Origin of the sequence: Planomicrobium sp. MB-3u-38, assembly GCF_002836425.1 — a bacterium.
GTDB lineage: Bacteria > Bacillota > Bacilli > Bacillales_A > Planococcaceae > Planococcus > Planococcus okeanokoites.
This window is the reverse complement of sequence record NZ_PJBO01000060.1, coordinates 23455-40896: the sequence shown is the minus strand read 5'-3', so window position 1 is coordinate 40896 and position 17442 is coordinate 23455. Positions and strand designations below refer to the sequence as shown.

The window sequence follows — 17442 nt, the reverse complement described above, 5'->3', positions numbered from 1 at the left end:
TTACACCTCCCCAGCTTTCGAGGCAAGAAGAACAAACGAAATATTGTCTTCTCCACCCTTGTCATTGGCGAGATCAACGAGGTCTTTCCCTTTTTGCGATAAAACTGCAGAGGTACCGACAATATCCGCAATTTCTTCTTTCGAGACTTTATTGCTCAGTCCATCGGAACAGATCAGGAGATACGAAGAATCGCTGAGTTCCAGCTCGATCATCTCCCCTTCAATTCCTGATTCTGTGCCAAGCGCACGTACGATCCAATTCTTTTTCGGATGGTCTTCCGCTTCTTCTTCACTGATTTCCCCGTTATCGACCAGCACATTGACATAGGAATGATCCCTTGTGACCTGTTCAGCTTTGCCGTTGAACGTGTACACACGGCTGTCGCCGATGTGGCAGATAACGCAAAAACGATCTTCTATCAAGGCGGCGATCAATGTCGTCCCCATCCCCTTGCATTCAGGATGGTCTCCGGCATAATTGAAGACTTCACTGTTGATGAAGCGGATTTTTTCATCAAGCCACCTTTTCTTGCTCGAAGTTGACACGAATTCCTCACTGTCAGCATCCATGAAGAGCTCGCTTAACGCTGCCACCGTCATTTCACTGGCGACATCACCGGCATTATGGCCACCCATTCCATCTGCCACCAGAGCCAGCATCAGCCCATCCGGCCGTTTGAGGACCGCTACACGATCTTCGTTAACTTCCCGCTTTTTTCCAGTATCACTTTCCATGACATATTGAAACAACAATTTCTACACCTCATCCCAAGTCAATTCGGTTTGCTGATCATTCCACAACAGCAGATTTACGGAAAGCGGCGATGAAAAATCCATCGCTTCCGAAATCCTGAGGAAATACCTGTACAAAGCCGGTATGTTTAATGCCGAGCGCTTCAGGCAATGAAACCTGGATTTTTTCCATATCCGGATGTTCCTTCAAAAACCTTTCAGCAGTGCCGCGGTTCTCCATATTATCAACAGTACATGTACTGTAAACCAATATGCCGTCCGGCTTCAGCAATTGTGCAGCCTGATCCAGCAACTCAATCTGGATTTCCTGCAATCTGCTGAAATCCTCTTCTTTTTTCGTATATTTAATATCCGGTTTCCGTTTGATCACTCCGAGGCCGCTGCAAGGCGCATCCACAAGGACGCGATCGAACTGTTCCTTGCCGAATCGCTCGACACTCTTCTTGCCGTCGCCGACATCCGTTTCAATTACGGTATGGCCCAGGCGATCGGCGGATTCCTTGATCAATTTCACTTTATGCGGGTGGAGGTCCATTGAATAGAGGATGCCTTCATTGTTCAGCTTTTCAGCGATGTGAGTCGATTTACCGCCAGGAGCGGCGCACATATCCAGCACTTTCATGCCCGGTTCCAGCTGCAGCGCGTAAGACGGCAGCATCGAACTCTCGTCCTGGATCGTGATGAAGCCTTTTTCAAAAGTGGCTGTTCTGGCCGGTTGTCCGCCAGTTACCACAAGACATTCCGGGATGATTTTACTCGGAACCGCTTCAAGCCCCTCGGATTCGAGCATTTCAATCGCTTCCTCCACTGTTGCGCGGACGGTATTCACCCGTACAGTCTGTGATGGGATTTTATTGTTTTCCAATGCCATTTCGCGCGTCTTTTCAAGACCGAACTGCTCAGCCCAGCGTTTGATCATCCAAGCCGGATGGCTCGTTTCAATCGAAATTTTCTCGATCGGATCGGCAATCGTGTTGAATGACCGGACACCGGAACGCTGCACGGACCGGAGAACACCATTTACTAAGGAAGCGACTCCTCCGTGACCGCGCCGTTTGGCGATTTCAACCGCTTCATGGACGACGGCATGGGAAGGGATGCGGTCGAGGTAAACGATCTGATATAACGACATCCGCAATAAGGTTTTGACCCAAGGTTCAATTTTCCCTTTTAAGTACGGTTCCAGATAATAATCCAAAGTCATCTGATGCTGCAATGTGCCGTACGTGATTTCCGTCAGCAAACCTCGGTTTTTCGCAGAAATCCCGTAGCTTTCAATCGTCTGATGCAAAAGAAGGTTGCTGTAGGCCTGCTTATTTTCGACTGCCCAAAGGATGGAAAATGCAGCATCGCGTACATTGCCGTGCAATTTTTTATTTTTCATTCAAATAAATCTCCTGCCTGAATTTTAGGTCCGGTCAAATAATCCTTGGCCGACATCCGTTTTTTGCCGGCTGGCTGCAATTCCGTAATTGCCAGAATTCCCTTGCCGGTCTGGACGTGTACAGCATCCTCTGTCAGTCTGACCACTTCGCCTGGATTTCCAGTTCCAGTGTCCTCGGCTATTTCCGACCACCAGATTTTCATATTGTCCTGCTTGAAACTTGTATAAGCAACCGGCCACGGATGAAGCCCGCGCACCTGGTTGTAGATTTCCTCAGCTGACCGGTTCCAGTCGATCCGTTCCTGCTCACGCGAAATATTGCGCGCAAATGTGACGAGCGATTCGTTCTGCGGAATGCGCTCGTTCGTTCCTTCTATAATAGAAGGCAAAGTCGCTTTCAATAATTCCGTTCCCGCTGCGCTGAGTTTTTCGAACATGCTGCCGGTATGGTCGTGCTTCTCAATCGGCACGGTTGTCTGTGAAATGATATCTCCCGCATCCAGCCGGTCCACCATATACATGATGGTGACGCCGGTTTTTTTCTGCCCATCGATGATCGCCTGGTGGATCGGAGCGCCTCCCCGGTATGCAGGCAATAAAGAAGCGTGTACGTTGATGGCACCCAGTTTCGGGGTTTCCAATATTTCAGTCGGCAAAATCTGTCCGAACGCAGCAGTTACCACCAAATCCGCTTCCAGATCCAGCACGGCTTGCAGTTCTTCAGGATTTTTCAGTTTTTGCGGCTGGTAAACAGGCAAGCCAAGACGCAGTGCCTCTTCTTTGACGGGCGTAGGTGTAAGCACTTTTTTTCGTCCAACGGGGCGATCCGGCTGTGTCACAACAGAAATGACATCGTAGCCTTCTTCAACCAGCATGCGGAGAATCGGAACGGAAAAAGCCGGAGTCCCCATAAATACGATTCTGGTCAAATGGATTCCTCCTCTTCTTCCTGCAAACGGATCATTTCATCCAATTCTTCCTGTGTCACATATTTCGTGATTTTGCTGGTGAATAAAACGCCGTCCAAATGATCCATTTCGTGAAGGATCGCACGGGCTTCATAGCCTTCCGCTTCAAGTTCATACCATGAACCATCCCGTTCCTGCGCTTTTATCTTGATATGGTCGTACCGTTCCACTTCCCCGAATACACCCGGGAAACTCAAACAGCCTTCAATATCAGTATCGGAACCTTCGTATAATACGAGTTCCGGGTTGATCATCTCGATCGGATCCTGACCTTCACGGAAATCGACAATGGCAGCCCGGACTGCAGTCCCCACTTGGGGAGCCGCAATTCCGACACCATCCGCTTCGATCATCGTTTCGTACATATCGTCCAGCAGAACGGACAGATTTTTGTCGAAAGTCGTTACAGGTTCACAAGATTTTTCAAGTACATCGCTGGGATGTTTTACGATAGGTCGTATAGCCATTTTCAGTTCCTCTTTTCTTTTACATCACCGAAGTCGGATTCATATCGATTGCCAATGTGGCCCCTTTTTTCAGCCAGTCGGAACGATAGATCTTGATCAATTGCTGCATCACTTCGGTCAGTTTCGGTTCTTTTTTGTATTTTATCAAACATTGATACCTATATCTATTGTTGACGCGGGCGATCAGCGAGGCAGAAGGGCCTATGATGACAGTTTGGTCCGACAATTGCTCCCGTAAATATTCAACCGTCTGACCGGCATATTCTGCCACTGTCATCAGGTCTTCATGTGTGAACTGGATATTCACCACATAATAATAAGGCGGATATCCGCTTGCCCGGCGCATCGCCATTTCCTGATCATAGAACGGTTCATATAATTGGTCTTTCGCTAAGGTGATTGCGTAATGCTCAGGCGTATAGGACTGCACAAAAACGGTTCCCGGCAATACGTCACGTCCTGCCCGACCGCTGACCTGGGTCAGTAATTGATACGTTTTTTCGGCTGCCCGGAAATCAGGCAGATGCAAAGTCGTATCAGCTGACAGCACGCCAACCAACGTGATGTTCGGGAAATCCAGGCCTTTGGCAATCATCTGGGTGCCCAGCAGAATATCCGCTTTCCCTTCACCAAAGGAATTGAGGATCTTTTCATGAGCGCCTTTATTGCGGGTTGTATCTACATCCATCCGCAAAACCCTTGCTTCAGGCACGAGTTTCGCCAGCTCTTCTTCCACTTTCTGTGTGCCTGTACCAAAAAACCGGATATGCTCACTTTCACATTCCGGACAAGTATGCGGCACCCGTTCATCGTAGCCGCAATAATGGCATTTCATCATTTCGCTCGAACGATGATAGGTCAATGAGATATCACAATTCGGGCATTGCATGACCGTTCCGCAATCGCGGCAGAGAACGAACGAAGAATAGCCCCGTTTATTCAGGAATAAAACCGTCTGTTCCTTTTTCGCCAACCTGTCGCGGATCGCATCCGCCAATTGGACCGAGAACATCGACCGGTTGCCGGTTCTCAATTCTTCGCGCATATCGACGATGTGGACTGCTGGCAACGGCTGATTTCTTGCGCGTTTTTCCAGCACCAGCAGTTCGTACACGCCTTTTTGCGCGCGTGCATAAGATTCCAGCGAAGGGGTCGCGCTGCCCAGAATCACCGGGCAGCTGTGATATTCACCGCGCCAAATAGCCAGGTCGCGTGCGTGATAGCGCGGCGAATCATCCTGTTTATAACTGGATTCATGCTCTTCATCGAGAATGATCAGGCCCAGATTCTCAAATGGCGCAAAAATCGCTGATCTTGCACCAACGGCCACTTTCACTTCGCCGCGCTGGATTTTGCGCCATTCATCGTATTTTTCACCGGCAGACAAGCCGCTGTGGAGAACGGCGACCATGTCGCCGAAGCGTTCCTTGAAGCGCAAGGTCATTTGCGGTGTCAATGAAATCTCGGGAACCAGCATGATCGCTTCTTTCCCTTCCTTCAGCACCTGATCGATGGTCTGCAGGTAAATTTCCGTCTTGCCGCTGCCGGTTATTCCGTGCAAAAGAAACGTTCTTGGCGAGTTCAACGATTTATCGATGGCATCAAAAGCCTTCTGCTGGGCTTCCGTCAGCACCAGGTTATCTTTTTTCTCGATTTCCGTCAGCATCTTCGGATCGCGGTATGTTTCGACATTCGATAAATCAGCCGCACCTTTTTCAGCCAGACTGTAGATGGTCGGCAGCGTAACGCCGGCTATTTTTTGAAGTTCGGAAGATTCAATGGAAAGTCCCGGGTTCTCTTTCATGAAATCCATCAGTTTCAACTGCTGCTTCGCATTGCCGCGTATATCAATGGATTCAAGTTTTTCAACAGAATCCGAGATATGGATCATCCGCACTTTTTTGACAGCCGTCTGCTGCTGGATATTGGTATCTGCAATGATAGTCCCTTTATCCAATTCTTTTTTGATCAAGCCGAATACATCTTCAGCATCCTGGCTGCGGATGAAAGGCTTGTTGCCGAAATAAGGATGAAGGCGCGAATCGACCGCTTCCAATCCGCTTGCCAGCACGAAGCGTTTTTCGTATTTCGCCCGCAATGCGGCCGGAACCATGACTTGCAGTGCATCTATTTCAAAACAAACCGTCTGTTCTTTCATCCAAGCCGCCATTTTCAACAGCTCAGTATTCAGCACCGGAACGACATCCATCAACTCATGGATGGGCTTCATGCGGCCCGGATCGAAATCGGACTTTTCTTTAATATTGGTGATGAACCCCAGCACTTTTCTGTTTCCAAAAGGCACTTTCACCCGCATGCCCGGCTCTGCCAATGCTTCCAGCTTTTCAGGAATCAAATAGTCAAACGGCCGGTCAATCGGATGCGCAGCAACATCAACAATAATTTCAGCGATCATTTCGCATTTCCCTTTCAACAATCAGCTTCAGTAATTGGCGTGCCAATTCCTGTTTCGGAAGAAGTTCGAATGATTGTTCGAAATCCCCTTTTCCAAAAATCGTCACTTTATTGGTATCCGATTCGAATCCTGCCTGTGACTCGGTCACATCGTTGGCAATGATGTAATCGGCGTTTTTCCGATCAAGTTTGCTTTTCGCATAATGGGTTACATCATTCGTTTCGGCTGCAAATCCAATGAGGACCTGCCTGCCTTTTTTAGTCCCGAGATAATGGAGGATGTCCGCTGTCCGCTCGAGTTCCAGCGAAGCGTCACCTTCCTGTTTTTTCATCTTTTGTCCGTGCAGGGTCTTCGGCCGGTAATCGGCGACTGCAGCTGTTTTGATGACAAAATCCGAATCGGCATATTCCTCTTTTACCGCCTGCAACATATCTTCCGCGCTTTCAACCATGATCCGTTTTACGCCTGACGGTGCCGGCAAAGACACCGGACCGCTGATCAGGATGGTTTCAGCTCCAAGTTCAGCTGCCGCCTGCGCCATGGCATATCCCATTTTGCCACTCGAAAAGTTCGTCAAAAAGCGGACCGGATCAATGCGTTCACGGGTCGGCCCTGCTGTCACCACCACTTTTTTACCCTTCAACAGCATTTCGCGGCTAAAAAAACCATTCACCAGTTCTGTAATCTTTTCAGGTTCCTCGAGACGCCCTTTCCCGACATAACCGCAGGCGAGGAACCCTTCCGATGGTTCGATGAAACGGATGCCGTCGTCATGCAGCCGCTGGATATTCCGCTTAACTGCCGGATGGTCATACATATGGACATTCATCGCCGGTGCAATCCAGATGGGAGCCGTTGCCGCCAGCAATGTGGTCGTCACCATATCATCCCCGATGCCGTTTGCCAGTTTGCCGATGACATTGGCAGTCGCCGGAGCCACAATGACGAGGTCCGCCCAATCCGCCAAATCGATATGGGCAATAACAGATGAATCCTTCTCATCGAACGTATCATAAAAGACATCGTTCCGGGACATGACCTGGAACGTCAGCGGCTGTACAAATTGGCGCGCCGATTCCGTCATGATGACTTTCACGTCCGCTCCCGCCTGAGATAACTTACTGACAAGCGCAACCGCTTTATAAACAGCGATTCCCCCGCTCACGCACAATAAAATCCTACGATTCGCCAACAACGCAAACACCCTTTCTAAACAACAAACTCCCAAAGAACAAATTTGCTCTGGGAGTCGTAGGTTGTGATTAATGGTTAAATTTCGTCTTCATAAATAGCTGTTTCATCCTGGCGCACTTGCGTCAAAGCACCTTCTGCAATTTCTTCAAGCGCTTTGCCTACAGGTTTTGCAGATGTGTATTTTGAAAGTTTCTCATCGCCATTTTCGTGCAATTGGCGTGCCCGCTTGGAAGCCAACGCCACCAAAGAGTATTTTGAATCGATACGGCTTTTTAATTTATCAACGGATGGGTATAACATCATGCATTCTCCTTTAGCATATCAAAGTATCTTTTTTCTACACGTTCACGCTTGCAATGTTCAGCGATTATAATGGCGTTGATGCGGTCACAGGCGTTTTCCACTTCGTCATTCTCAACCACGTAATCATAGAGGTTCATCATTTCAAGTTCCTGTCTTGCCGCCCCTAGCCGTGAAGCGATGACTTCATCGGATTCGGTTCCACGGCCGACCAGCCGCTCCTCAAGTTCGGAAAGACTTGGCGGCGCCAAAAAGATGAACAGGCCATCCGGCACTTTATCCCGCACTTGCGCAGCTCCCTGCACTTCGATTTCAAGGAACACATCACGGCCCGCGTCACGCATCTTATTGACGTATTCGAGCGGGGTGCCGTAATAATTTCCGACAAACTCAGCATATTCAAGCAGTTGACCCTGTTCGATCAAATCCTCGAATTCGTTGCGTGTCTTGAAAAAGTAATCGACTTCATCCACTTCGCCTTCACGCGGCGACCGAGTCGTCATCGATATGGAGTATTCATAATTTGTATCCGGCTGTGAGAACAGCTCTTTTCTGACTGTGCCTTTGCCGACCCCGGAAGGCCCTGATAACACGATCAGCAGTCCGCGTTGTTTTCTCATTTCTTTAACCACCTTAACCACCGCCATTAGATCCGGTCTATATTCTTCGTTTTGTAACTAACTGTCTTATTATATCATAATACACGGCAGAAATGATAAGATGGAACAAAACGATTTGAAAGAGGGATTTTTCATGGCATTTGATGGATTATTTACAAAAGCGATGACCAGTGAACTGCAACAGCTGGTCAGCGGCAGAATTTCAAAAGTTCATCAGCCCAATCAGCTTGAACTGCTGCTCCACATCCGCTCACAAGGAAGCAACCATAAATTATTGATCTCGATCCACCCATCATATTCACGGATCCATTTAACGAAAGAAGCGAATACCAACCCTTCTGAACCCCCGATGTTCTGCATGCTTCTCCGCAAGCATATCGAAGGCGGCGTCATTACAGAAATTTCCCAGCACGGAATGGACAGGCTCATCATATTGAAAATCAAAGCAAAAAATGAAATCGGCGACGACATCGAGCGTGAACTGCATGTCGAAATGATGGGCAGGCATTCGAATGTTATCCTGGTGGATTCGGAACGGATGATGATCCTCGACAGCCTCAAGCATTTGCCGCCGAGCGTCAACTCATTCCGCACAATTTTGCCGGGACAGCCATATATCTTTCCGCCATCCCAGGACAAACGGGATCCGTTTATCAATTCGGATGCACTCATAAATTTGGGTGAAAAGGATTTGGTCCAGGAGTACGCCGGATTTTCTCCGCTGACCGCCCGTGAGTTGCATCACCGATTGGCAGCAGCTGGGGACAAGGAAGCGGCCGCTGCAAAATTCCTCGCAGATTTCAGCCAGGAAAATCCTGCAGGGTATTATGTTGAACAGGACGGCAAAAGTTATTTCTCCGCGACTCCGCTGGAACATTTGGCTGCGCCGGGTTTGAGCTATCCGAATCTTGGTGACTTGCTTGACCGCATGTACTACGCGAAAGCAGAGCGCGACCGCGTCAAACAACAGGCAGGCGATTTGGAGCGATGGCTGCAGAACGAAATTTCAAAACTTAAATTGAAATTGAAGAAATTGAAGAAAGAGCAGGATCAGGCAGAAAAACGTGACCTTCTCCAATTGAACGGTGAACTGATCATGGCCAATCTCCACCGCATCCAAAAAGGCATGAAGGAAATTGAAGTGGACAATTATTATAATGAAGAAAAAGTGTTGATTCCACTCGATCCGCGGAAGACGCCGATCGAAAACTCCCAGAAGTTTTATTCGCGTTACCAGAAAGCCAAAACTGCTCTGGTCAAGACCCAGGAACAAATCGATAAAACCGAAGACGACATCGCTTATTTTGAAACGCTGATGTCACAAGTGCAGCAAGCGGGCATTTCCGATATTGAAGAAATCCGTGAAGAGCTGGCCGAGCAGGGTTATATGAAGGCACAGAAGTCGAAGAAGAAGAAAAAGCCGACAAAACCGTCTGTCGAGCCTTACGTTTCAAGCACCGGCATCCCAATCTCGGTAGGTAAAAACAATAAGCAGAATGATTACGTCACGTTTAAAGTAGCTTCGAAATCCGATACCTGGCTGCATACAAAGGATATTCCTGGCTCTCACGTCATCATCCACGATTCAGAGCCGGATGAAGAAACCATCCTTGAAGCTGCCACGATTGCCGCCTATTTCAGCAAGGCACGGGAGTCATCTTCCGTTCCCGTGGATTACACTGAAGTCAGGCAAGTGAAAAAGCCGAATGGCGCAAAACCCGGATTCGTCATCTATTTTGAACAAAAAACGGTTTTCGTCACACCGGATGAAGAACTCGTCATCAAATTGAAGAAATAATTTTGCAGCAGCCGTCAGCTTTTGGGAGACGGCTGCTTTTTGTTGACATAAGATTATTATTTGCATTAAGTTGAAGGAATGTTCTGTGTTTTAAAATTCAGTCTCTCTTATATTGCCCTCTTACACGCTTAATGCTATGTTTTTAAAGGACTATAATATTTGGAGGTAATTTTTATGGTGAAAATGAAAAAGATGTTCTTTGCCCCTGCGCTACTGGCAGCTACAGCGCTGGTAATGGCTGCATGCGGCGGAGATGAAGATACGGCAACTGAAGAGAAAACGGCATGGGATGAAATCCAGGAAGAAGGCACATTGACTGTTGCGACTTCCGGTACTTTATTGGCAACATCTTTCCGCGACGCGGAATCAGATGAACTGACCGGTTTTGAAGTCGAAGTTGCGCGTGAAGTGGCTGAGCGCCTAGAACTTGAAGTCGAGTTCAAGGAAATGGGCTTTGATGAAATGCTGACAAGTGTACAGACTGGCCAAGTCGATATTGCAGCCAATGACATTGAAATCACAGAAGACCGCGCTGAAGAGTTCATCTTCTCGACTCCTGTAAAATATTCATACGGCACAGCGGTTGTCCGCAAAGACGACCTTTCAGGAATTTCTTCACTTGAAGATCTTGAAGGCAAAAAAGCGGCAGGCGCATCCACTTCCATCTATATGGAAATCGCCCGCAGCTATGGCGCTGAAGAAGTCACTTACGATAACGCATCAAACGAAGTCTATTTGCGCGACGTTTCCATCGGGCGTACAGACGTCATCCTGAACGATTACTACCTATCAACTTTCGGTGTCGCAGCGTTCCCGGAACTCAACATCACTATCCACCCGGACATCAAATACGCTCCATCTGAAGTCGGTCTTGTCATGAATAAAGACAACGAAGAACTGGCTGAAAACGTCAACCGTGTTCTCGACGAAATGCTTGAAGACGGCACCATCACTGAGCTATCAGAAGAATTCTTCGGTGGAGCTGACGTGTCGGTTAAGCCGGATATTGAGGAGTAGAGAAAAGCGACAGCGAGAGATAACTCAAACTTGTTTGCGTTTATCTCTTGCGACGAAGCTAGCGTAGCGATGCAGAGACAGGAGCAGCATTTTCACCTAAGTGTTATCTATGGAATTCTGCACTGTATTAAAAGATTATTTTAAACGGAGGGGTTCGATGAATGAAATTGAATGGGGATTGCTGTTCGATCCGGCTTTGGCGATCGAATCCCTCCCCTATGTGCTTGAAGGCATCTGGTACACACTGCTTATTTCGGTCGTCAGCATGCTTTGCGGATTGATCATCGGATTTTTCCTGTCGCTTGCCCGGACATCTCCGGTCAAGCTCATGCAATATCCGGCGAGACTTTACATCTCCTTTATGCGCGGCGTACCGATACTCGTGATTTTATTCCTTTTGTACTTCGCATTGCCGGTCATCGGCATTGAATTTACAGCGGTACAGGCAGCTTTAATCGGCTTCAGCATCAACAGTGCCGCTTACATCGCGGAAGTATTCCGGTCATCACTCGCTTCAGTCGACAAAGGCCAATGGGAATCTTCAACCGCGCTCGGGCTAACCTACTGGCAGACAATGCGGCGCATCATCCTTCCGCAATCGGTGCGGATTGCCGTGCCGCCGTTATCCAACGTCTACCTGGACCTGATCAAGGCATCTTCTTTAGCCGCAATGATCACCGTGCCGGAAATCTTCCAGAAAGCGCGGACAGTCGGAGCCCGCGAATATGATTTGCTGACGCTGCTGATCCTGGTCGCATTGATCTACTGGGCAATCTGCTCAGTCATGACGGTGCTGCAAAATTATCTCGAGAAGCGATATGCGGATTATCTATAGAATAAAACAGGCGGTCGCGTGAATTAGCGGCCGTCTTTTTTATGGAGAAAAAGTGGGATGGATTTTAAATAAAGTCGCTGTCACTTGCCTATTATTCCCAATATTATTTATACGACGGCTTATGCATGAATCATTTAAATTTTATCAGCGATTTTCATAAGTTTATCGGCGATTTTTGGAGGTTTATCGGCGATTTTTTTCTGTTTATCAGCGATTTTTAAGCGTTTATCGGCGATTCTTTCATTTCGGCAATAAAAGCACAATTAAAAAATCCTTAATTTCAACTCTCCTAATCTGAAGTTTAAATCTGTTAAATATTTGTGTCAGCTCATTATATAAGAACCCACACTTCTTTCTTTTCATTTACTCCATACATAAAATTCCATTGTTTTATTTTTGCAGGAACTATGTAGAGCTTAAGCGAATTCAACATAAGATCTGAAAAATGATTCAAGAGGAGATTATTTAATGACTTGGTCTAAAATACCGCGAGTATGGCAAGAATGTTTTGAAGAAGCATGGAAATCATTCCAGGAAGGCTCCCGGCCAATTGGAGCTCTGGTTACAGATGGAGAAGGCAATATTATTGCTCGTGGAAAAAGTGCAGCTTTCAATAAATTGAAGGATAGCGTCATTTCAAACAATGAACTGGCTCACGCTGAAATAAATGCTATGCTACAACTGGACAATAGAATTTATACAAAAAGAAGCACATTTACCCTATACTCCACGATGGAGCCATGCCCCTTGTGTTTTGGCGCATTTTATATGAGCGGCCTCCGTAATCTGAAGTTTGCTGCGAAAGATAAATGGGCAGGCAGCACAAACTTGAAAGACGCCACACCCTATATGAGTTTGAAAGCGATAAAAATAGAACAAACTATTTATTGTCTAGAGCAATTGTCGATCGTGTTAAATATTTATTTTGAATATATGATCCACTTCGGAAAAGACTCAGCAGTCACCAATAGTTGGAAAGAAGATTATCCTGCTGAAGCAAAAGTGGCTGAAAAATGGTTTGCAGAAAGAAAATTGAATTCCCCTCTTCACATGGAGGTTTCAGAAGTTTTTGGAATGCTTCAAGATCAATTGGATATGCAGATATTAGGTTCAGTTCAGATAAAGGCTAAAAAAGTCTGATCCGATGGGAATTTGCTCTACTGGATTTCAGCTTCTGAATTAATATTCACAGAAAGATTATCTCAATTTGAATAAAAGCTCTAAGTGAGCAGCAATATTTTCCATTAACTTTTTTGAATCGAAATATCCTAAAGCCGCTTCGATTTATCTTCGATTATTTTGGTTTTATCGTCGATTTTCTTGAGTTTATCGTCGATTTTTTCAGGTTTATCGTCGATTCTCAAGCGTTTATCTTCGATTCTATGATTCCAGCATTAATATTACGAAAAAAAAGCCCTCTATTTCATCACGCTGAAATAGAGAACTTTTTTCTGTAAAATATTTCCTCTTCCCGCTCATACAAAAATCCCACCCACTCAACAACCCTCAACCATAAAATTCCTCGTCCCCATCATCATCATTCTCCGGCATATACATGACTTCCCATAAATGTCCGTCGATGTCTTCGAAACTCCAGCCGTACATGAATTCGTTGTCCATTTTATCGTTGGAGGCGGAACCGCCTGCCGCCAGCGCGTTTTGAACGATTTCGTCAACGCCGGCCCGGCTGTCTGCGGTGATCGAGACGATGACCTCCGTGCTGGCAGCTGAGTCGCATAACGCTTTTCCTGTGAAGCTTTTGAAAAATTCGTTAACAAGCAGCATCACATATATATTGCGGCCCACTATCATACATGCGGCTTTTTTGTCCGTCATCTGTTCATTGAATTCGAATCCGATATCACCAAAAAATTGCATGGATCTGTCCAGGTCTTTTACGGGCAAATTAATGAAAACATGATTGGATTGAATCGCCATGGTTTTCTCCTTTCATTTTCAGCTATTGCCTATAGTATTCGAGGGAGAGCGGAAGTGTCCTGCAAGATGCGTAAAATTTTACATTTCATCTGGCGCCTGGATTCCGAGCAAACGGAGACTTTCCTTCAGCACCACGGTCACTGCGAAAACAAGAGCCAATCTTCCTTCCAGCTGCACATCATCCTCCAAAACTTTCACGTGGCTATAGTATTTATTGAAATCCTGTGCCAGTTCGATTGCGTATCTCGCAATAACGGAAGGTTCGCTTTGCTCAAAACTTTTCAATATTGCCTCCGGAAATGCCATCAAATCCTTGATGACTTCCCAACTGTAGCTGTCGTCCAATCCAACAGGCATAATTTTATCCGCGGCCCGTCCCGATTTCCGCAATATCGAGCAGGCTCTTACGTGGGTGTACTGGACGTAAGGTCCCGTTGCTCCTTCAAAACGCAGCATGGCTTCCAGTGAAAACTCGACGTTATTCTGCCTCTCCGTCTTCAAATCGTGGAAAATCACTGCCCCGACGCCCACCATTTGTGCCGTCTCCGTTTTATTCGCCAGTGCCGGATTCCGCTCTTCGATATTCTTTTCCGCCAGCTTGATCACGTCTTTTAACACCTTATCCAATAAAACCACTTTGCCTTTACGCGTCGACATCTTTTTCCCGTCCTTCAAGATGAAACCGAATGGGATGTGTTCCATCTCATCCGCCCAACTGTAGCCCATCTTTTTCAGCACCAGCTTGAGTTGCCGGAAATGCAGCGTCTGCTCCTGCCCAACCACGTACAGCGATTTCGCAAAATGGTAATTCTCTTTTCTGTATAGAGCGGCCGTCAGATCACGAGTGCCGTAAAGCGTCGCGCCGTCACTTTTCCGGATCAGAAACGGCGGCAGCCCTTCTTCTGTCAAATCCACGACTTCCGCGCCTTCGGACTCCGTCAGCAGTTCCTTCGACTTCAGCAAGTCGATGGTCGCAGCCATCTTGTTGTTATAAAAGGCTTCTCCGGCAAACGAGTCGAAATCCACTCCCAAAAGTTCATATACTTTATTGAATTCGCTCAGCGATTCATCTTTAAACCACTTCCACAATCCCTCTGCTTCCGAATCGCCGTTCTCCAATTGCCAAAACCACTTTCTGGCCTCATCTTCCAAAGCCGAATCTTCCTTTGCTTCCTCATGGAATTTGATATACAACGCCAACAGCTCAGGAATCGGATTTTCCTTCACTGCCGCTTCATCGCCCCATTTTTTATACGCGACGATCAATTTTCCGAACTGCGTGCCCCAGTCTCCCAAATGATTGATCCCCACTGCTTTATATCCAAGCTTTTCAACGATTTTAGCCAATGAATTTCCAATCACCGTCGATCTCAGGTGGCCCATCGAAAAAGGTTTTGCAATATTGGGGGATGAAAAGTCGATGGTGATATTTTTGCCTTGACCGAGCCCGCTCCCGCCATATGCCGCCTTTTCTTCCACGATCGTTTGCAGCAACTCTTTACTGACGGCTGATTTTTTCAAGAAGCAGTTTACATATGGTCCTGCAGCAACGACATCATCGAACACAGGATGTTTTATCCGCTCCGCCAACTCCTCTGCAATCATATGCGGTGCCTTGCGTAGTATCTTCGCCAATGAAAAGCAGGGAAACGCCAAATCACCCTGGCCATCAAACTTCGGTTTTTCAACTAAACCCATTATCTTCCCTAAATCCATGCCACCATCCAGATTTTTCTCGATTTCCTCTGCAAACAATTTGTTATAATCCATCGTTCCACTCCTCCTGTTTCCCGGTAAAAAAGAAAAAACCCCGTCTCTAATGTGAATTAGAGACGGGGTTCCCGCGGTACCACTCTGATTGCCCGATCATCGGACCTGCTTAAAGCGGTAACGGCGCCAGCCGACCTGCCCTACTCGAGTTCAGGCGGTTTCTCAGATATGCGGTTCGGTATACTTCGGCCGCCAGGCTTCCACCATCCCCGGCTCGCTTCGACACTCCATATACCTACTCTTATCTTCCCAGAATTTAATGTATTTTTGTTATCTTACCGATTTCCATAATTTGTGTCAATGCTTGATTCAACTTTTTCATATTTAAGGAGAAGTGGCAGGCCTGTTGAAACCAGGACAATCACAGCCACAATCGGCAACATGACTCTTCCCAGCTCCAGACTCTGCATATAAATCGAAATATAAATCACGGGCACCAGCAGCAATAAAACTGCCAATAGCCGAGAGGCACTGGCTACTTTATGCACTGTACCGCATTTCCGGCAACTAACCGGCCGAAAAGCGAGCCATAACGATTGATAAAGCTGGTTCCATTTGAAAGCTTGCTTGCAGTTTTCGCATCTCTGCATTCTTCCGGCTCCTTCTTGCTAAAAAAATGATCTTTTATTCGCGTAAATTTTTGCCTTTTTCGTACATCGCCTGCATATTTTCCTCAGGCACCAAGGCACCACCGGTAGACCAGGCGATGTGCACAGCCTTGTCGGGATCCACACTGCGCGAAGACAGATATTCATCCTGGCTCAATTTCACAGGACCAAGCAAAGATGAAGCCGCTGATGGCTCAACAAAAATATCATCGCCGTCAGCCAGAATCGCCAGTAACCGGTAAAGTTCATCATCCTCAAGCGTATAAATGCCGCTGATCAAATTTTCACTGATCGACGATGCGAAACTCGATGGCCTGCCGACTGCAAGCCCGTCGCCTTCAGTCAGATTATCGATGCCGAAATCCTGGACGCATACTTTTTCTTTTTGGCCTGTCATCAAACCGATCAAAACGGAAGGTGAATGCGTCGGTTCCACAAAGAAGCAATGGACGGCATCTCCATAGATCTGCTTGAGCCCGAAAGTGATGCCGCCCGGCGAACCGCCAACACCGCATGGCAAATAAACGATCAGCGGATGTTCCGCATCAATAGTCAAATCCAAGTCATCCAATTGTTTTTTCAGCCGGAAAGCCGCTGTGCTGTAACCAAGAAACAGGTGCCTCGAATTTTCATCATCGACAAAATACGCCATCGGGTTCTCTTTCGTCTGTTGACGTCCCTCCAGAATGGCTTCACCGAAATCGCCTTCAAATTCATGGACGATGGCGCCTTTAGCGCGAAGCAAGTCCTTCTTCCACGCTTTCGCATCAGCTGACATATAAACCGAAACGGAAAAACCGAGCTCCGCACTGATTATGCCGATGCTGAGTCCCAAATTGCCTGTCGAACCCACACCGATTGAATATTGGCCGAAGAAATCCTTGAACTCCTTGGATGCAAACTTGCTGTAATCATCGCCATCACTGATCATGCCATTCTCCAGCGCCAATTGCTCCGCATGATGCAGCACTTCATAAAAGCCGCCGCGCGCTTTGATCGATCCCGCGACCGCGAGTTCATTGTCACATTTCAGGAACAGTCTGCCGGGAATTTTTATGCTGTACGTGGTTTCTAAAATGTTTTTAGTTGAGGAAATTTCTTTCAATGGTGACTCGATGATTCCTCCAGCTTCTGCCGTTTCAGGAAACGCTTTCGCCAAAAAAGGCGCAAAGCGCTGCCACAGCTCCTCCGCTCCTTGCATATCCTCTTTCGTTACGGCCAGTTGTCCGAGATCCGAAGTCTTCGTTTCATTCGGATTCAGCCATAACACCGGCCGAAATTCCATCACGTCGGATAATAACGGGTACTTCTGCTGCCAATCGTTGAGTTGCTGTTGCGTAACTGCCATTGGAATCATCCTTTCTGCTGAGTGAC

General features: G+C 47.1%; 16 protein-coding genes and 1 other annotated feature. Of the genes, 4 read left to right on the top strand and 12 right to left on the bottom strand.

Annotated features, from left to right (window positions below; genetic code table 11):
- The 8 genes from CXF70_RS11250 to gmk form a co-directional block, all read right to left on the bottom strand.
- Positions 1–750, bottom strand: coding sequence for a Stp1/IreP family PP2C-type Ser/Thr phosphatase (locus CXF70_RS11250; protein WP_233208635.1), 750 nt, complete (start codon positions 748–750; stop codon positions 1–3).
- A 40-nt stretch (positions 751–790) separates the two neighbouring features.
- Positions 791–2137, bottom strand: a complete 1347-nt coding sequence (gene rsmB, locus CXF70_RS11245) for a 16S rRNA (cytosine(967)-C(5))-methyltransferase RsmB (RefSeq protein ID WP_084245102.1) — start codon at positions 2135–2137, stop codon at positions 791–793.
- Positions 2134–3066 (bottom strand): methionyl-tRNA formyltransferase, encoded by a 933-nt coding sequence (gene fmt / locus CXF70_RS11240; protein WP_101802756.1) that lies wholly within the window; start codon positions 3064–3066, stop codon positions 2134–2136. Before fmt ends, rsmB begins: the two co-directional genes overlap by 4 nt.
- Entirely contained in the window at positions 3063–3572 is a 510-nt protein-coding gene (def, locus tag CXF70_RS11235) for a peptide deformylase (protein WP_084245098.1), read from the bottom strand. The genes fmt and def overlap by 4 nt, the downstream gene beginning before the upstream one ends.
- Before the next feature lie 19 nt (positions 3573–3591).
- Positions 3592–5988 carry a primosomal protein N' gene (gene priA, locus CXF70_RS11230; RefSeq protein WP_101802755.1) on the bottom strand — a complete coding sequence of 799 codons (2397 nt, stop codon included), beginning with the start codon at positions 5986–5988 and terminating at the stop codon, positions 3592–3594.
- A complete protein-coding gene (gene coaBC, locus CXF70_RS11225; protein ID WP_101802754.1) occupies positions 5978–7183 on the bottom strand; it encodes a bifunctional phosphopantothenoylcysteine decarboxylase/phosphopantothenate--cysteine ligase CoaBC in 1206 nt (401 codons plus the stop codon). The genes priA and coaBC overlap by 11 nt, the downstream gene beginning before the upstream one ends.
- A gap of 74 nt (positions 7184–7257) precedes the next feature.
- Positions 7258–7482, bottom strand: a complete 225-nt coding sequence (gene rpoZ / locus CXF70_RS11220) for a DNA-directed RNA polymerase subunit omega (protein WP_084245091.1) — start codon at positions 7480–7482, stop codon at positions 7258–7260.
- Positions 7482–8102, bottom strand: coding sequence for a guanylate kinase (gene gmk, locus CXF70_RS11215; protein ID WP_084245089.1), 621 nt, complete (start codon positions 8100–8102; stop codon positions 7482–7484). Before gmk ends, rpoZ begins: the two co-directional genes overlap by 1 nt.
- A 133-nt stretch (positions 8103–8235) precedes the next feature.
- On the opposite strand from gmk, the gene CXF70_RS11210 reads away from it, so the two are divergent.
- The 4 genes from CXF70_RS11210 (at position 8236) to CXF70_RS11195 (ending at position 12892) form a co-directional block, all read left to right on the top strand.
- Positions 8236–9900, top strand: a complete 1665-nt coding sequence (locus tag CXF70_RS11210) for an Rqc2 family fibronectin-binding protein (protein WP_101802753.1) — start codon at positions 8236–8238, stop codon at positions 9898–9900.
- A 183-nt stretch (positions 9901–10083) separates the two neighbouring features.
- Positions 10084–10917 (top strand): transporter substrate-binding domain-containing protein, encoded by an 834-nt coding sequence (locus CXF70_RS11205; RefSeq protein ID WP_101803035.1) that lies wholly within the window; start codon positions 10084–10086, stop codon positions 10915–10917.
- Between the two features lie 157 nt (positions 10918–11074).
- Positions 11075–11752 carry an amino acid ABC transporter permease gene (locus CXF70_RS11200; RefSeq protein ID WP_084245085.1) on the top strand — a complete coding sequence of 226 codons (678 nt, stop codon included), beginning with the start codon at positions 11075–11077 and terminating at the stop codon, positions 11750–11752.
- Between the two features lie 468 nt (positions 11753–12220).
- Complete coding sequence (locus CXF70_RS11195; RefSeq protein WP_101802752.1) at positions 12221–12892, top strand: nucleoside deaminase; 672 nt, start codon at positions 12221–12223, stop codon at positions 12890–12892.
- 366 nt (positions 12893–13258) lie between these two features.
- Here CXF70_RS11195 and CXF70_RS11190 read toward each other — a convergent pair whose 3' ends face one another.
- The 4 genes from CXF70_RS11190 to CXF70_RS11175 form a co-directional block, all read right to left on the bottom strand.
- On the bottom strand, positions 13259–13690 hold the full coding sequence (locus tag CXF70_RS11190) for a VOC family protein (RefSeq protein ID WP_101802751.1): 432 nt from the start codon (positions 13688–13690) through the stop codon (positions 13259–13261).
- A 78-nt stretch (positions 13691–13768) separates the two neighbouring features.
- Positions 13769–15460: an arginine--tRNA ligase gene (gene argS / locus CXF70_RS11185; RefSeq protein ID WP_101802750.1), complete on the bottom strand. Its 1692-nt coding sequence runs from the start codon at positions 15458–15460 to the stop codon at positions 13769–13771.
- A gap of 55 nt (positions 15461–15515) precedes the next feature.
- Positions 15516–15720 (bottom strand) — a binding site (T-box leader).
- A 15-nt stretch (positions 15721–15735) separates the two neighbouring features.
- Complete coding sequence (locus tag CXF70_RS11180) at positions 15736–16050, bottom strand: TIGR04104 family putative zinc finger protein (protein WP_101802749.1); 315 nt, start codon at positions 16048–16050, stop codon at positions 15736–15738.
- 34 nt (positions 16051–16084) lie between these two features.
- Positions 16085–17416, bottom strand: coding sequence for a D-serine ammonia-lyase (locus CXF70_RS11175; RefSeq protein ID WP_101802748.1), 1332 nt, complete (start codon positions 17414–17416; stop codon positions 16085–16087).
- Between the last annotated feature and the right edge of the window lie 26 nt (positions 17417–17442).

Bases quoted from the DNA above. Each gene is read 5' to 3' on its own strand.
- rsmB (WP_084245102.1), bottom strand. From the start codon at position 2,137: ATGAAAAATAAAAAATTGCACGGCAATGTACGCGATGCTGCATTTTCC.
- def (WP_084245098.1), bottom strand. From the start codon at position 3,572: ATGGCTATACGACCTATCGTAAAACATCCCAGCGATGTACTTGAAAAA.
- priA (WP_101802755.1), bottom strand. From the start codon at position 5,988: ATGATCGCTGAAATTATTGTTGATGTTGCTGCGCATCCGATTGACCGG.
- rpoZ (WP_084245091.1), bottom strand. From the start codon at position 7,482: ATGTTATACCCATCCGTTGATAAATTAAAAAGCCGTATCGATTCAAAA.
- gmk (WP_084245089.1), bottom strand. From the start codon at position 8,102: ATGAGAAAACAACGCGGACTGCTGATCGTGTTATCAGGGCCTTCCGGG.
- CXF70_RS11210 (WP_101802753.1), top strand. From the start codon at position 8,236: ATGGCATTTGATGGATTATTTACAAAAGCGATGACCAGTGAACTGCAA.
- CXF70_RS11205 (WP_101803035.1), top strand. From the start codon at position 10,084: ATGAAAAAGATGTTCTTTGCCCCTGCGCTACTGGCAGCTACAGCGCTG.
- CXF70_RS11200 (WP_084245085.1), top strand. From the start codon at position 11,075: ATGAATGAAATTGAATGGGGATTGCTGTTCGATCCGGCTTTGGCGATC.
- CXF70_RS11195 (WP_101802752.1), top strand. From the start codon at position 12,221: ATGACTTGGTCTAAAATACCGCGAGTATGGCAAGAATGTTTTGAAGAA.
- CXF70_RS11190 (WP_101802751.1), bottom strand. From the start codon at position 13,690: ATGGCGATTCAATCCAATCATGTTTTCATTAATTTGCCCGTAAAAGAC.
- argS (WP_101802750.1), bottom strand. From the start codon at position 15,460: ATGGATTATAACAAATTGTTTGCAGAGGAAATCGAGAAAAATCTGGAT.
- CXF70_RS11180 (WP_101802749.1), bottom strand. From the start codon at position 16,050: ATGCAGAGATGCGAAAACTGCAAGCAAGCTTTCAAATGGAACCAGCTT.
- CXF70_RS11175 (WP_101802748.1), bottom strand. From the start codon at position 17,416: ATGGCAGTTACGCAACAGCAACTCAACGATTGGCAGCAGAAGTACCCG.